General features: G+C 64.6%; 16 protein-coding genes. 8 read left to right on the top strand and 8 right to left on the bottom strand.

The genetic code is table 11. The features are described from left to right. Positions 1 to 18: 18 nt before the first annotated feature. Complete coding sequence (locus XH91_RS21625) at positions 19 to 957, bottom strand: LysR family transcriptional regulator (RefSeq protein WP_128952441.1); 939 nt, start codon at positions 955 to 957, stop codon at positions 19 to 21. A gap of 159 nt (positions 958 to 1116) precedes the next feature. On the opposite strand from XH91_RS21625, the gene XH91_RS21620 reads away from it, so the two are divergent. After that, positions 1117 to 1689, top strand: a complete 573-nt coding sequence (locus tag XH91_RS21620) for a hypothetical protein (protein ID WP_128952440.1) — start codon at positions 1117 to 1119, stop codon at positions 1687 to 1689. Positions 1690 to 1693: 4 nt separating this feature from the next. Here the strand turns inward: XH91_RS21620 and XH91_RS21615 are convergent, their stop codons facing one another. Both XH91_RS21615 and XH91_RS21610 read right to left on the bottom strand, forming a co-directional pair. Further along, on the bottom strand, positions 1694 to 2254 hold the full coding sequence (locus XH91_RS21615; RefSeq protein ID WP_128952439.1) for a DUF2478 domain-containing protein: 561 nt from the start codon (positions 2252 to 2254) through the stop codon (positions 1694 to 1696). Positions 2255 to 2325: 71 nt separating this feature from the next. After that, positions 2326 to 3732, bottom strand: coding sequence for an aldehyde dehydrogenase family protein (locus XH91_RS21610; RefSeq protein WP_128952438.1), 1407 nt, complete (start codon positions 3730 to 3732; stop codon positions 2326 to 2328). Positions 3733 to 3914: 182 nt separating this feature from the next. Between XH91_RS21610 and XH91_RS21605 the strand changes: the two genes are divergently transcribed. Further along, the gene (locus XH91_RS21605; RefSeq protein WP_128952437.1) at positions 3915 to 4292 is read left to right on the top strand and encodes a hypothetical protein; all 378 of its coding nucleotides are present in this window, start codon (positions 3915 to 3917) and stop codon (positions 4290 to 4292) included. 2 nt (positions 4293 to 4294) lie between these two features. On the opposite strand, the gene XH91_RS21600 is transcribed toward XH91_RS21605, so the two are convergent. Further along, positions 4295 to 4672: a winged helix-turn-helix domain-containing protein gene (locus XH91_RS21600; protein ID WP_128952436.1), complete on the bottom strand. Its 378-nt coding sequence runs from the start codon at positions 4670 to 4672 to the stop codon at positions 4295 to 4297. Positions 4673 to 4971: 299 nt separating this feature from the next. Between XH91_RS21600 and XH91_RS21595 the strand changes: the two genes are divergently transcribed. Then, positions 4972 to 5235, top strand: coding sequence for a hypothetical protein (locus tag XH91_RS21595; protein WP_128952435.1), 264 nt, complete (start codon positions 4972 to 4974; stop codon positions 5233 to 5235). On the opposite strand, the gene XH91_RS21590 is transcribed toward XH91_RS21595, so the two are convergent. The 3 genes from XH91_RS21590 to XH91_RS21580 form a co-directional block, all read right to left on the bottom strand. Next, positions 5232 to 6023, bottom strand: a complete 792-nt coding sequence (locus tag XH91_RS21590) for a COG4705 family protein (protein WP_128952434.1) — start codon at positions 6021 to 6023, stop codon at positions 5232 to 5234. The two genes, XH91_RS21595 and XH91_RS21590, sit on opposite strands and share 4 nt — an antisense overlap. Positions 6024 to 6084: 61 nt before the next feature. Next, positions 6085 to 6483, bottom strand: coding sequence for a hypothetical protein (locus XH91_RS21585; RefSeq protein WP_245477164.1), 399 nt, complete (start codon positions 6481 to 6483; stop codon positions 6085 to 6087). 59 nt (positions 6484 to 6542) lie between these two features. Then, positions 6543 to 7292: a COG4705 family protein gene (locus XH91_RS21580; RefSeq protein WP_128954939.1), complete on the bottom strand. Its 750-nt coding sequence runs from the start codon at positions 7290 to 7292 to the stop codon at positions 6543 to 6545. A 258-nt stretch (positions 7293 to 7550) separates the two neighbouring features. On the opposite strand from XH91_RS21580, the gene XH91_RS21575 reads away from it, so the two are divergent. Together XH91_RS21575 and XH91_RS21570 are read left to right on the top strand one after the other, a co-directional pair. After that, complete coding sequence (locus XH91_RS21575; protein ID WP_283817263.1) at positions 7551 to 8180, top strand: response regulator transcription factor; 630 nt, start codon at positions 7551 to 7553, stop codon at positions 8178 to 8180. A gap of 146 nt (positions 8181 to 8326) precedes the next feature. After that, positions 8327 to 9472 carry an ATP-binding protein gene (locus XH91_RS21570; RefSeq protein WP_164933724.1) on the top strand — a complete coding sequence of 382 codons (1146 nt, stop codon included), beginning with the start codon at positions 8327 to 8329 and terminating at the stop codon, positions 9470 to 9472. Positions 9473 to 9475: 3 nt separating this feature from the next. Here the strand turns inward: XH91_RS21570 and XH91_RS21565 are convergent, their stop codons facing one another. Further along, positions 9476 to 10372 (bottom strand): alpha/beta hydrolase family protein, encoded by an 897-nt coding sequence (locus tag XH91_RS21565; protein ID WP_128952431.1) that lies wholly within the window; start codon positions 10370 to 10372, stop codon positions 9476 to 9478. Between the two features lie 181 nt (positions 10373 to 10553). Between XH91_RS21565 and XH91_RS21560 the strand changes: the two genes are divergently transcribed. From XH91_RS21560 to XH91_RS21550, 3 genes are read left to right on the top strand one after another with little or no spacing between them, the layout of a single operon-like run. Then, positions 10554 to 11942, top strand: a complete 1389-nt coding sequence (locus XH91_RS21560; RefSeq protein ID WP_128952430.1) for a class II 3-deoxy-7-phosphoheptulonate synthase — start codon at positions 10554 to 10556, stop codon at positions 11940 to 11942. 4 nt (positions 11943 to 11946) lie between these two features. Next, entirely contained in the window at positions 11947 to 12300 is a 354-nt protein-coding gene (locus XH91_RS21555) for a diacylglycerol kinase (protein ID WP_164933723.1), read from the top strand. Positions 12301 to 12316: 16 nt separating this feature from the next. Beyond that, positions 12317 to 14074, top strand: coding sequence for an NAD+ synthase (locus XH91_RS21550; protein ID WP_128952429.1), 1758 nt, complete (start codon positions 12317 to 12319; stop codon positions 14072 to 14074). Positions 14075 to 14082: the final 8 nt, after the last annotated feature.

The raw sequence follows: 14082 nt of genomic DNA, 5'->3' as shown, positions 1-14082 counted from the left end.
AACTACTGCGGCGCCTTATCACACGACTTGCGGGTACGCCGCAGTCTCGTGCCGCTCACGCTCGCCCAGTTCGCGCACCAGCTCCTGGAGAAATGAGTCCGTGAAGGCGGGCAGGGTGCGCTCGGCACGGACATAGACGCCGAGATCGGACCAGACCGGGCTGCCGGCATTGTCGAGCGGTAGGAACACGAGCTGCGCATCGCGCCACAGCCTGGTGATGCCGAGCTGGGTCTGGAAGGCGACGCCGACACCGCGCGCGGCGAGCTCGCGCATCAGGTCGATCGAGTTGGCCTGGATCGCCGGCTCCGGTGTCTCCGAGAGCTGCGCGATCAGCGGCTGCAGCAAATGGTAGATCGAGAGCTCCGGCAGCGCCTGAATGACGGGGAAGGCGAGACACTGCTCCAGCGTGACGGTCTTGCGGCGCGCCAGCGGATGTTCGCGGGCGACCAGCGCGCCGAGGCGAAACCGTTTCAGCGCGACCTGGCGCAAATCGGGCGGATGCCGGAGCGCGATGGCAATGCCGATGTCGGCCTCGCCCCGCCGCAGGGCTTCGAGCACGTCGGACGATCCCATCACCTCGACTGTGAAGCTGACGCGCCTGGCCCTGCTGCGATGCGAGGCGATCAGATCCGGCAGCACCGATTCCGTGAGAGACTCGATGCAGGCGATGCTGATAGTGCCGCGCCAGGCGCCGGACAGGGACGCCACGTCGGAGCGGAAGCGATCGAGGTCCTGCAGCACGTTCATGACGTGGCGGGCCAGCATCTCGCCGACCGTAGTCAGCGTCAGGCCGCGCGCAGTCCGCTCAAACAAGGGCGAGCCAACCTCTTGTTCCAGCTTGATAATTTGTCTGCTGACCGCTGACGAGGCAACGTTCAGAAGACGCGCGGCGGCCCGGATCGAGCCGGTGCGGCGGACGGCATGGAAATACTGGATGGCTGGTGAATGAAAGCGCATGGGACCCCGGACGCACAATAGCTGTTGCCGAAATGGCAGCAACATGTACGAAATTCTCTGCCTTTTGAGAGCGCTGAATTCACCCTAGTGTCATGTGCTGACGGGCCTCTCGGACCCGCGCGGCGGCGCGCCCGCAAAGATGCGGCAGGGGATTTTGGGGTGGACGAGACGATCGCTTGCGAGCTGGAGCATGGGCGGGATGCCCGTCTGGTCGACCGCCGCCGCGCGGCCGCTTATGTCGGCGTGACCGCCGGCCGTTTCGAGCAGCTCGTGCGCGACAACGTCGTGCCGCCACCCGTCATGGTCGACAACAAGCGGCGTTGGCCGATTGCGTTGCTCGACGACGTCAGGGACGCGGTCGGCAGCAGCATGCCGTCGCCGCCGGCAGTAAGGGCCGATGTCGAGGCGCCTCCGTGCGACCGCGACGCCTTGCCGTCTTCGCGCGAGCTGCCCGATGCAGCCTGGTTCGAGCGGCGCGCGAGCTTCGTGCAAAGGGTCCGACGCTCGCTGCTTTCGGGCAACGAGATCCGCCTGCTGCGTGAGTTCAAGCTGCTCAAGCAGAGCCAGATCAGCATGCACGGCTACTACGGCAGCTTCGAAGCGCTGATGGTGCGCGGCTACGTCGTCGAGATCGACCGCAAGCCGCCAACGAGCCGTCCATTGGTGACGTATCGCCTCACCGCGCCGGGCGCGCAGGTGATCGCGGCGCTGAAGGACGAGCCGCTCTCCTGACCGTCTATTTGAGAAGTTCGCACACTGTCGGATGCGGTCCGATTCCCGTCTGGATGTCGGCGGTCGAGACGGTGCGCCACCACGTGTCCAGCGCGCCACGGTCGCAACCGAGCTTGACGCTCATGCCGCCGGCGAACTTGATCCAGTCGGCGAAGTGATCCTGGCCGACCGCGATCACCACGGGAATGCCGGCATCGAGCGCACGCTCGATCAGATAAGACAGGCCCTTGCCGTCGCGCTCGCGCTTGCCGAAGCGGTTGATGATGACGAGGTCCGCCCCGCGGGCGAGGGCATCTGCGATCCGCATGCCGGCATTTTGCAGGCGCGCAAGATCGAGCCGGCAGCCTTGTGCGGCCGGATCAATATCCTGCGCGAGCAGCAGCTTTTCGCAGCTGTGAAGCAGGATGGCGGAGAGGCTGGAATCGGCGCATTGGCCGGCCTGCACCATACCGACGACGCGATGGCCGCGGGCGATCAAATCTGCGGCGAAGTCGCGCAGGACGGCATCCGGGTCCTGATGCTTCTCGTAAACGAGAGCGGCGAGCTCGCAATGTGCATCGAACATGGTTCGCCTCCGTATGTCTCTTGAGAATGAATCGGGGCCGCGGCGGTTTCGCCGCGACCCCTGATGTCGAATCAGGCCGCTGGCGGGCCGTTGATGATCTGGAGCTGGGTGAATTCGGCGAGGCCTTCCTCGGCGAACTCCGTGCCGATGCCCGATTGCTTGGCGCCGCCGAACGGGATGTGCGGGGCCATGTCGAGATGCTTGTTGATCCAGACCGTGCCGGACTCCAGGCGCGTCGCGACCTCATGCGCACGGTTAATGTCGGATGACCAGACCGAGGCGCCGAGGCCGTAGGTGGTGGCATTGGCGCGGCGGATCACATCGTCCTTGTCGGAATATTTGATCAGCGGCAACACCGGGCCGAACTGCTCCTCGTCGACCAGTTTCGAGCCCTCCTTGATGTCGCGCACGATGGTCGGCTCGATGAAATAGCCGGGACGGTCCATCGCGGCGCCGCCTGCGACCACCTTGCCGTTCTTGTGCGCGTCCTCGAGGAACGCCTTGACCTTCTCGTACTGCATCTTGTTTTGCAGCGGCCCGAGTTTTGTTCCTTGCTTGGAGCCATCGTCCACGACGGTACTCTTCGCGATGGCGACCAGCTCGTCGCAAAGCTCGTCATAGACGGATTCGTGCACATAGAGCCGCTTGATGGCCAGGCACACTTGCCCCGAATTCTGGAACGCGCCTTCGAAGATGCCGGGCGCGACCTTCTTATCGACGTCGTCGAGCACGATGCCGGCATCGTTACCGCCAAGCTCGAGCGTGATGCGCTTGAGCGTCTGCGCCGCGCTCGCCATCACCTTCTGGCCCGTTGCGGTCGAGCCGGTGAAGGAGATCTTGCGGATGTCTGGGTGCTTGGTCATCTCGCCACCGAGATCATTTGCGTCGGTGATGAAGTTGAGCACGCCCTTCGGCACCACGTCCTTGATCAGCTCGGCGAAGCGCAAGGAGGAGAGCGGCGTCGTCGGGGCGGGTTTCACGATCAGCGTGTTGCCGGCGATCAGCGCGGAGGGCAGCTTGAAGGCAAGGATCAGGAGCGGGTAGTTCCAGGGGATGATGGCGCCGACGACGCCCAGCGGGCGGCGATAGGCCTCGACCTTGCGATCGCCGGAATTTTCGATGACCTTCATCGGCAGATCGAGCGAGCCGAGATAGCGGAAGAAGGCGGCCATGCCGAGCACTTCGCCGGTGGCGTCCGCAAGCGGCTTGCCTTGTTCGCTGGTAAGCAGGCGCGCAAGCTCGCCTGAATTGGCCTCGATCACGTCGGCCATCTTCATCACGACCTTGCGACGGTCCTCGATCGAGGTCGCAGCCCAGGCGGGGAAGGCGGCTTTCGCCGCCGCGACGGCCGCATCGAGCTGCGACTTCGAGGCACGGGGGCACTCGGCCACCACTTCTTCGGTTGCGGGATTGAGAACCGGCATGGTCAGGTCGCCGGGCACCATCTTGCCGTCGATGAGAAGATTGAAGTCACTCATAGGCTTTGTGTTCCCTTTGCAGAACGGGCCGTTCAGGCCTCGTTATATTCCGAGATATATCACGCTTGCCACGGGCCGGCCAATGGTCGCGGAATCGATCAATTCCAGAAAAAGCGGCTGGACGCGGCTCGACCTATCGATATATCTTGACGGATATAGCGAACTGCGTTCCGGGACCGGCGATGGAAATCAAGGTGAGGCAGCTCACGACCTGCGAGGTGGCGTCCGATGGCGGCGCGATCTCGCTGGGCTTCGAGGACGTGTCGGGCAATCCCGCCGCGGTCAGCGTCTCGCTCAACCAGGTCGGCGCGCTCATCATGACGCTGCCCGGATTGCTCGAGGCGGCGCTGAAGGTCCGTTACGGCGACCAGAGCCTGCGCTATGCCTATCCGCTCGCATCCTGGGTGCTCGAACAATCCACCGACACGACGCAGCGCATCATCACGCTGGAAACCGAAGACGGTTTTAAGGTTCGTTTCTCGATCCCCAGGGATGAGCAGAGCCTTCTGGGCGAAGCGCTGACCCAGCCGATGCCCGAGATGACGGTGCGGCCGAACTAGGGCTACGACGATTTGCGGGAGCGGGCAATGTCGCTCTTGAGCGCTTCCAGGTCCTTGTGCACGGCGCGGGCGGCGTCGCGCTCGATCTTGCGGTAGCGTGCCACGAGCTTTTCGCCCAACGGTGTCAGCATTGCGCCGCCGCCGTACTTGCCGCCGGCCTGCGGCTCGACCGCAGGATGTCCGCAGATCCGGTTGATCTCGTCGACGAGATCCCAGGCGCGCTTGTAGGACATGTCCATGGCGCGGCCGGCCCCGGAGATCGAGCCTTGCTCGCGGATCTGCTCCAGAAGCTCGATCTTGCCTGGCCCGATCCGGTCCTCGCCGTCGAGGTCGATGCGAAGGCTCAGCTGCGGAAGGGATTTGGCGCTTGCGCGCGACATGCTGGCGTCTCTTGAATGGTTCCAAACCGAGCTTGCCATTCTTGCCCGCCGCGAACAAGGCGCATGCGGCCGGCCGCTTCATCGTACGGCGTGCATCTCCGGGAACGCCTTCAGCCGGTGACGTCGGCTCCTGCCAATGAGGAAGTCGCGAGCGTCTCTTCGCGCGTGCGCTTTGCAGATCGATAAAATTGTCTGCAATCCGCTCAGTGCCGGCAAACCGTGCGGACAAGAAGCCCGGCACCTTAAACCAGAACTTTGGAACCGGCCTGCATCCTGCCGCAAAAGGGCAGGGCATCAACATGTCGGTTCTCAAGGAGGTCGTCGCAGCAATTATGGGAGTCTACGCATTCCTGTTTGCGTGCGACACATTGTTCGGGGTCGGCGAGGCGCGCTTCGACGATTCCTATTTCAGCGCCAGCTTCTATGCGCCAGGGCCGCAGGAATTCCGCTTCGCCAGCAACACGCCGCCGGCGACCCGCGTCAGCGACGCCTTTGCGCAGTTCTCGGCGGCCGAAGCCAAGCCGAACAAGCGCTACTCGTCGCTGACGACGATCATTCGCTAGGCGCGCTCGGCTGCGCGGTTAGCGCCTGGATGCTGCCCCGCACGTTGCGGGATCAGCAGCAGGCAGGCCACCATGAATGTCGCGATGACGGCGGAGGCCAATGGTCGGCTCAGCGCCAGCCCGCCCTGATCCAGCGGCTTGTCGAGGAAATCGCCGACGGTTGCACCCAGCGGTCGCGTCAGGATGAAGGCGGCCCAGAACAGGGTCACGCGGGAGACCCGGGTCCAGAGATAGAGCGCTGCGATGACGGCGAGCCCGGCCGCGAAGATCAGCGCGCCGCCGCGATAGCCCATGTCGCCGGTGTCGGCGATCCAGTCGCCGAGCGCGGTGCCCAGCGTCTGTGAGAACGTGATCGCGCCCCAATAGAAGGCTTCCGCCCGCGGGGTGCTGACACTGTTGACCGAGATGGTCCCTTCGATGCGATACCAGAGGCCGAGCACCAGCGCGAGACAGATCAGCAGCAGCGTCGCGCCGCCGGTGTAGCCGATACCGAGCGAACGGTCGGCGAAGTCGGCCATCGTGGTTCCGAATGTGGTCGAGGCCACGATGGTGGCCCAATAAAGCGCGGGATGAAATTTCTGCGCGCGAATCTGTGCCGCGACCAGGACGACCATCGCCGCCAGGAAAAGGCATGTGCCTGCGAGATAACCCCAGTTCAGCGTCATCGTCACGGTGTCGCCGCCGGTCTCGCCCAGCGTCGTGGCGGCGATCTTGATGATCCAGAAACCGAGCGTGACCTCGGGGACCTTGCTTTCGCTGAAATGGCTGCTCTTGATAGTGTCTTCCATCGTGTCCTCTTTGCTGGGCCAGAACTATGGCCTGCGACTGGCGGGAGGCGGTGCGGAAACCTCAGGCCTTGGCGACGCTATCCATGATCGTAAGCAAGTCGGTGATCGCTTGCTTGCATTTGGCGGCATCCGGCGTTCCTGCGCGCAGCGCTTCCAGAGCTCGGTCAATCGCCTTGTCCACCATGTGCCAGTCGGCCGCCGCGCGTGGCTTCAATCCGGCTTCTGCTTCGTCCCATTTGGTCTCCAGGTCCTTGATCCTGGCCTTGGCGGCGGCCAGGTCGCCCTTGTCGATCAGCCCCGCGACATCGACCGCGATGCTGCGGAATGGCGTAAGGTCGCCGAGCTTCGCGGCCGCCGCCTCCGCCAGCGGCACAAAGGTGAAGTGCCGGCTTGCCTGCGTGTTCGGCTCGCCCGTGAACGTTGTCACGAGACAAACGGCAATGGCGGGAATGAGTTTCATCGGTGTCTCCTGGTGTAACTCCTGCCTCGGCGCAGGACGGGTTGAACCTGCGTTGCGAATTACTGGGCTGGGCCGGCCCGGCGCGCGCCGTCGCCTTCGAACGTCACCCAGGCAACAAGGCCAACGATGATGCTCAGGAAGCCGATGCTGGTCTGGATCGTGCCGAGACCGATGCCGCCGTATTCGCGCGATTGGGACAGCAGATCGCCGAGCGAGGCGCCGAGCGGGCGGGTGAGGATGTAGGCGAGCCAGAAGGTGAGGACCGGATTGGCGCCGAAATGATAAGAGACGGCCACAGCGGCGATCAGCGCACTGAAGGCGACAACACCGAGCTGGAAACCGAGGCCGAGCGCTTCGGCGGACAGATCGCCGGCTGCGGTGCCGAGCGCGAAGGTGAACAGGATCGCGGTCCAGTAGAACAGCTCGCGTCGCGTCGTGACGATACTATGGATCGAGAGGGTGCGCTCGACGCTGAACCATAAGGCGAACGTCGCCGCGAGCGCGCAGGCGAACGCTGCGGTGCTGATGTAGAGGCTGATGTCGAGCTTGTCGGTCAACAGATCAGTGAGCTGTGTACCAACGATGCTGACGAGAACAACAGTGAGCCAGTAGATCCAGGGCACATACGCCCGGCGGCGCAGTTGCGTGAGCAGCGCGGCAACGAGCAGGCCGGTCAAACAGATCGCGGTGAGGCTGGCGCCGAGGCCGACATGAACCGCGAGATAGTCGGCGCCGGTCTCCCCGACCGTCGTGGAGAGGATCTTGATGGCCCAGAAGATCGCGGTGACCTCCGGAACCTTGTTCAGCATCTGCCTTGCGCCAACGCCTAAATATTGCGACACGCCCAAATCTCCTGGAGCCGAAGCGATGTGGGACCGTCGCGCAGAGGACTTAGGCCCGACTTAGGGGCGAGAAATTTCGTGCGCAGCATCGTCTTCGCCGCAATTTGGGCCTGCTCGCGCTTCCTAACTCTGCGCTAAGTCATGGTGAACAGGATGTGAGAGCCGGAAGGTCCGGCGGAGCTCGAGGATCGATTTTTGCGGGTGCTGCTGATCGAGGATGACAGGATGGTCGGCGCCGCCGTCGAGCAGGCGCTGAAGGATGCCGCCTATGCCGTCGACTGGGTCAGGGACGGCGAGACCGCGCTGCACGCCGCGGCGAGCGAATCCTACGAGGTGTTGCTGCTCGATCTTGGTCTGCCGAATGTCGACGGCCGCGACATCCTGCGGCGGTTGCGCGCCGATGGCCGCAAGCTTCCCGTCATCATCGTGACCGCGCGCGATGCGATCGACGACAGGATCGAGGGGCTCGATCTCGGCGCCGACGATTATCTCGTCAAGCCCTTCGAGATTCGCGAGTTGCTGGCGCGGATGCGCGCGGTGGCTCGGCGCGAGGCCAGCGGCGCGCCGGCGGTGCTCGGCAATGCAGTGCTGCGCCTGGACCCCGCGAGCCGGGAAGCGTCCTATCTCACAAAATCCGCGGTGCTGACCGCGCGCGAATTCGCACTGCTGCAGGCGCTGCTGGCACGGCCCGGCACGATCCTGTCACGCAGCGATTTGGAGCGGCAGCTCTACGGCTGGAACGAGGAGGTTGCGAGCAACGCGATCGAATTCCTGATTCATGCGGTTCGCAAGAAACTCGGCGCGGATGCGATCCGCAACGTGCGTGGAGTCGGCTGGATGGTGGACCGCTCATGATCAGGTCCTTGCGGGGCCGGCTGTTCGCCGGTCTCACCGCGATCATTCTCCTGACGGGACTGATTGGCGGCCTGTTCGCCCATCGCTGGGCGTTCGACGAAGCCATCGAGATGCAGGACTCCGTCCTGATCCAGATCGCAGGCCTCGTGCAGTCCGGCAGCCTCACCGGTGGTCGGGACCTGCGTGGTGTGGATGAGGACGCCGAGGTCTGGCTGATCGACGAGGCGTCCGATGACGATGCGGGGCTTTGGAGCCTCAAGGACGGTCTCGCGCTGGCGACCCGAAAGGGGCAGCCGATCCGCGCGCTGCTGCGGACGCGGTCCGATGGCACGCGGTTCGCCGTGGCGCAGCGCACCTCCGTGCGCGACGAGATCGCGAGTGACATGGCCTTCCGCACCGTGCTGCCGATCGCCGCGCTCATTCCCTGTCTATTGCTGGTCACGGCCATTGTCATTTCACGCTCGCTGCGGCCGATGGTACGTCTCGCCGGTGATCTCGACCGCCGCAATGCTGATGACATGACGCCGCTGCCGGCGGCGCAGATGCCGACCGAGCTGCATTCGTTCGTCGCCTCCATCAATGGATTGTTGCAACGGACACGTTTCTTGGTGGATCAGCAACGCCGGTTCGTTGCCGACGCCGCGCATGAGCTGCGCACCCCGATTACGGCGCTGAGCCTGCAAGCGGAGAATCTCTCTGCGGTCGATCTACCCGCCGATGCGCGAGACCGCGTGACGGCGCTCCGCCGGGGGATCGGGCGGACCAAGCATCTTCTTGAACAATTGCTGGCGCTGGCAAGGCAGGACGCCGGATCGTCGGATGGATCGGTCATGCCGGTCGTCGCGCTGGACGTTACATTGAAAGAGGTCGTAGCCGACGCCATGGCTGATGCAGCCAATCGCGGCGTCGATCTCGGCTTTGCACGTATCGAGCCGGCATTGGTACGCGCGGAAGCGGTCATGCTCGCTGCGTTGGCACGCAATCTCCTCGACAACGCCCTCCGCTTCACGCCGCATGGGGGACGGATTGACGCGTGGGTCTATCGCGAGGGCGGCACGGCGATCCTCCAGATCGAGGATAGCGGGAGCGGAGTTGGGCCCGAGGAGATCACCCGGATTTTCGAGCCCTTCTATCGCGGCCAGCGGCCTGAAGGCGATGGCGTCGGGCTTGGTCTATCCATCGTCAAGCGGATCGTTGTTCGGCTCGGCGGATCGATCGAGGCTGTGAATGTTGCCGATGGTGGACGCACCGGACTGCGCGTCCAGGTCAAATTGCCGGCCGCGTCTGGCTGACGCTCACTCCCCCTGGATCCATTCCGCCACGCCGCGCCACAGCGTGTCGCGGTGTTCGGGGCGGAAGAAGCCGAAATGGCCGATCGCCTTGGCGCTGACGTCGGACGGCTTCACTGTCAGCACCTCCGGCGTGATCGCGCTGAAGCCGGACGTGAGCAGCTCCACGGCTGGCCGCGTCGCCCAGGGATCGTCGGAGAAGCAGAGCGCGCGCAGCTCGCCTTTGAACTTGGCAAAGTTCTCCAGCGCCGGCAGCTTGGAATCGAACAGATAGCGCGGGCTCGAAACCCAATCGGCCCATTGCAGGAACACACCCTTGGGCAAATCCTCGCCGATGCCGACCCATCCCGGTGCGTAACCGAGTGCGTGGACCAGCGGCACGCCGACAAAGTTCATGAAGGCGAAGACGCGATATTTCTCCGGCGGGGTCATCAGCCGCCAGGTCGCGGCCTGCGAGGCCACGAACGCCGCGCGCGAGATCTCGCTGTTGTTCTCGATCAGCCCGAGCGCCTGACCTCCGAAGGAGTGGCCGACGTAAGCGAGCGGGAGGCCATGATAGCGTTCGCGCATCCAGCGCACCGCGGCGGTGACGTCTTGCGCGGCCCAGTCCGACATCGAGGCCTTGAAGCCAACCAGCGATTTCGGCTGGTTGTAGCCGACCATCGCCGGCAGGCGCGAGTCGCCGATGCCGCGGTAATCGTAGGTGAGCACTGCGCAGCCGCGATGGGCGAGGTAGGAGGCAAAGCCCTTGTAGATCTTGCGCGGGACGGCGGTCGCCGAATTGATCAGGACGGCGTGGCGCTTGGCGCCCCGCGGCAGAAACAGCGTGCCTGTCAGCGCATACCCGTCGGTCGCCGGGAAGCTGATCTCGTCGATGAAAGCGTCGTCCAGGGGCGCGTCCATGGGGAAGCTGTCTTGCCGGTTTCTTCTACCGCCCCCTAGCAAATGCGAATTCGGCTTTGCCCGCAAGGGTTTGCATTGCGAAATGGATTTACAACTGGCGGTGTCGTGCCAGCCTGTGTATAAGGCGGCCCTCCGCAACCCACAGATCAGGTTGCACTTTTCGCTTCACGGAGAGATTGCGATGTCCGAGCGGTGGACGCCCGAGTCCTGGCGCAGCAAGCCGGTGCTACAGGTGCCCGAATATCCCGACGCCAAGGCCTTGGCCGACGTCGAGGCGCAGCTTGCAACCTTTCCGCCGCTGGTGTTCGCCGGCGAGGCGCGCAATCTGAAGAAGGCGCTGGGGCGCGTTGCGGCCGGCGACGCCTTCCTGCTGCAAGGCGGCGATTGCGCCGAGAGCTTTGCCGAGCACGGCGCCAACAACATCCGCGACTTCTTCCGCGTGCTGCTGCAGATGGCGGTGGTACTGACCTATGCCGGCGCGGTGCCGGTGGTGAAGGTCGGTCGCATCGCCGGTCAGTTTGCCAAACCCCGGTCATCGCCGACCGAGAAGGTCGATGGCGTCGAGCTGCCGAGCTATCGCGGCGACATCGTCAACGACATCGCCTTCACCAAGGAGGCACGCATTCCGGATCCGCAGCGTCAGCTGATGGCCTATCGCCAGTCGGCCGCGACGCTGAATCTGCTCCGCGCGTTCGCGACCGGCGGTTACGCCAATCTCGGCAGCGTGCATGAATGGATGCTCGGCTTCCTCAAGGATTCGCCGCAGTCACGCCGCTACAAGGAGCTGGCCGACCGCATCTCGGATGCGCTGAACTTCATGCGCGCCTGCGGCCTCGATCTCGAAAGCCATCCCGAGCTGCGCGCCACCGATTTCTACACCAGCCATGAGGCGCTGCTGCTCGGCTACGAGCAGGCCATGACCCGCGTCGATTCCACGACGGGCGACTGGTACGCGACCTCGGGCCACATGATCTGGATCGGCGATCGCACCCGCCAGCTCGATCATGGCCATGTCGAATATTTCCGGGGCATCAAGAACCCGATCGGCCTCAAGTGCGGCCCGTCGCTCAAGCCCGACGAACTGTTGAAGCTGATCGACGTCCTCAACCCCGACAACGAGCCGGGCCGGCTGACGCTGATCAACCGCTTCGGCTCCGACAAGGTCGCCGATCATCTGCCGGGCCTGATCCGCGCAGTGAAGCGCGAGGGCAGGGCGGTGGTCTGGTCGTGCGATCCGATGCACGGCAACACCATCACCTCCACGTCAGGCTACAAGACGCGGCCGTTCGATCGCGTGCTGTCGGAGGTGAAGTCGTTCTTCACAATCCATGCCGCAGAAGGCACTCATGCCGGCGGTGTGCATCTGGAGATGACCGGCCAGGACGTGACCGAATGCATCGGCGGCGCCCGCGCCATCACCGACGAGGATCTCAACGACCGCTACCACACGGTCTGCGATCCCCGCCTCAATGCGGAGCAATCCATCGACATGGCGTTCCTGGTCGCCGAACTGCTGAAGCAGGAACGCGCCGGCAAGGTCCGGCCGATGCCGGCTGCAGCGGGGCTCTGACACCTTGCTGCGCATCTGGAAGGCCACGATCAATTCCCGCAACGGAATGGCCTTTGCGTTCCGTTCGGAGCAGGCCATCCGCGAGGAGGTCTTTGCGCTGATCCTGTCGCTGCCGGTGGCGTGGTTCGTCGCCGCGACCGCGATGCGCGCGGTCGAGCTGGTGTGTGCGGTTGCGTTCGTGCTGGTCGTGGAGCTGCTCAACACCGCGATCGAGAAGCTCGCCGATCGCCTGACCATGGACCGCGACAAGCAGATCGGGCGGGTCAAGGACATGGGCTCGGCCGCAGTCGGCGTTGCGCTGCTGATGGCCGGCGCATTCTGGATCATCGCCATTATCGAGCGATTGGGATTCCTCTAGCCCGAGGACGGCGGCCATGACCGAACGTCTCAACGCCTTCGCGGTCACGCTCGCCCAGCTCAATCCGACCGTGGGCGATATCGAGGGCAATGCCGCGAAGGTTCGCGCGGCACGCGCGCGCGCCATCGCCGACGGCGCCGACCTCGTGCTGTTCCCGGAATTGTTCATCGCCGGCTATCCGCCGGAGGACCTGGTGCAGAAGCCGGCCTTCCAGGCCGCCTGCCGCGCCGCGATCGAAGCGCTCGCACGCGAGACCGCCGACGGTGGCCCGGCATTGCTGGTCGGCACGCCCTGGGTCGAGGATGGCAAGCTCTACAATGCCTGCGCGCTACTCGAGGGTGGTCGCATCGCCGCACTGCGTTTCAAATGCAATCTGCCGAACTACGGCGTGTTCGACGAGAAGCGGCTGTTTGCGCGCGGGCCTGCTTCGGGTCCCCTCACCGTGCGGGGGGTGCGGATCGGCGTGCCGATCTGCGAGGACATCTGGCTGGAAGAGTCCGAGGACTACGAGAACGTGGTCGAGACGCTGGCCGAGACCGGCGCCGAGATCATCCTGGTGCCGAACGGCTCGCCCTATGCCCGCGACAAGAACGACGTGCGCCTGTCGGTGGCGGTCGCGCGGGTCACCGAAAGCGGCCTGCCGCTGGTCTATCTCAACCAGGTCTGCGGCCAGGACGAGCTCGTGTTCGACGGCGCCTCGTTCGCGCTCAATGGCGACCTCTCGCTCGCCGCGCAACTGCCAGCGTTCGAGGAGAGCATCACCACGTTGCGCTTCACCAGGACGGGCGGCGACTGGCGCTGCGCCGGTCCGATCGTCGAGCAACCGGAAGGCGACAAGGCCGACTACGCTGCCTGCGTGCTTGGCTTGCGCGACTATGTCGGCAAGAACGGCTTCCCGGGCGTGTTGCTCGGCATTTCCGGCGGCATCGATTCCGCGCTGTGTGCCGCGATCGCGGTCGATGCGCTTGGCGCCGATCAGGTGCACGGCGTGATGCTGCCGTATCGCTACACGGCAGCCCACTCGATTGCCGACGCCGGCGAGCTCGCCGGCCATCTTGGCATCCGCTACGAGGTGCTGCCGATCGCGGAAGCTGTGTCCGGCTTCGAGACCATCCTGTCCGGCCTGTTCAAGAACCTGCCGCCTGACATCACCGAGGAAAATCTGCAGGCCCGCAGCCGCGGCACGCTGCTGATGGCGATTTCCAACAAGATCGGGCTGATGGTAATGACGACGGGCAACAAGTCGGAGATGTCGGTCGGTTACGCCACGCTCTATGGCGACATGAACGGCGGCTTCAATCCGATCAAGGATATCTACAAGACGCAGGTGTTTCGACTGGCGGCGCTGCGCAATTCATGGAAGCCCGATGATGCACTGGGGCCCGCAGGCGAGGTGATCCCGCCCGATATCATCACGCGTCCGCCGACGGCTGAATTGCGCGAGAACCAGACCGATCAGGATTCATTGCCGCCTTACGACGTGCTCGATGCGATCCTGGAGCGTCTGGTCGAGCGCGAGGAGCCGCTCGACCAGATCATCGAAGCCGGCTTCGACCGCGAGACGGTGACCCGCATCGACCATCTGCTCAACGTCGCCGAATACAAGCGCCGTCAGGCCGCGCCCGGAGTGAAGGTGACGCGCAAGAACTTCGGCCGCGACCGCCGCTATCCCATCACCAACCGCTTCCGCGATCGGGGCGAGAAGCTGCCCGCACCCGACGAGACGCTGGTGTCGCGCGGCAGCAAGGCCTCGATCGACGCGTTCGAGGGGTAGCCATATTC

The organism is Bradyrhizobium guangzhouense (genome assembly GCF_004114955.1).
Lineage (GTDB): Bacteria > Pseudomonadota > Alphaproteobacteria > Rhizobiales > Xanthobacteraceae > Bradyrhizobium > Bradyrhizobium guangzhouense.
The sequence above is the reverse complement of the archived record's forward strand: the minus strand, read 5'-3'. Positions and strand labels throughout refer to the sequence as shown.

Coding starts and splice junctions, on each gene's coding strand:
- XH91_RS21615 (WP_128952439.1), bottom strand. CDS start 2,254: ATGTTCGATGCACATTGCGAGCTCGCCGCTCTCGTTTACGAGAAGCAT.
- XH91_RS21585 (WP_245477164.1), bottom strand. CDS start 6,483: ATGAAACTCATTCCCGCCATTGCCGTTTGTCTCGTGACAACGTTCACG.
- XH91_RS21600 (WP_128952436.1), bottom strand. CDS start 4,672: ATGTCGCGCGCAAGCGCCAAATCCCTTCCGCAGCTGAGCCTTCGCATC.
- XH91_RS21590 (WP_128952434.1), bottom strand. CDS start 6,023: ATGGAAGACACTATCAAGAGCAGCCATTTCAGCGAAAGCAAGGTCCCC.
- XH91_RS21550 (WP_128952429.1), top strand. CDS start 12,317: ATGACCGAACGTCTCAACGCCTTCGCGGTCACGCTCGCCCAGCTCAAT.
- XH91_RS21595 (WP_128952435.1), top strand. CDS start 4,972: ATGTCGGTTCTCAAGGAGGTCGTCGCAGCAATTATGGGAGTCTACGCA.
- XH91_RS21560 (WP_128952430.1), top strand. CDS start 10,554: ATGTCCGAGCGGTGGACGCCCGAGTCCTGGCGCAGCAAGCCGGTGCTA.
- XH91_RS21605 (WP_128952437.1), top strand. CDS start 3,915: ATGGAAATCAAGGTGAGGCAGCTCACGACCTGCGAGGTGGCGTCCGAT.
- XH91_RS21610 (WP_128952438.1), bottom strand. CDS start 3,732: ATGAGTGACTTCAATCTTCTCATCGACGGCAAGATGGTGCCCGGCGAC.
- XH91_RS21565 (WP_128952431.1), bottom strand. CDS start 10,372: ATGGACGCGCCCCTGGACGACGCTTTCATCGACGAGATCAGCTTCCCG.
- XH91_RS21580 (WP_128954939.1), bottom strand. CDS start 7,292: ATGCTGAACAAGGTTCCGGAGGTCACCGCGATCTTCTGGGCCATCAAG.
- XH91_RS21575 (WP_283817263.1), top strand. CDS start 7,551: ATGGTCGGCGCCGCCGTCGAGCAGGCGCTGAAGGATGCCGCCTATGCC.
- XH91_RS21625 (WP_128952441.1), bottom strand. CDS start 957: ATGCGCTTTCATTCACCAGCCATCCAGTATTTCCATGCCGTCCGCCGC.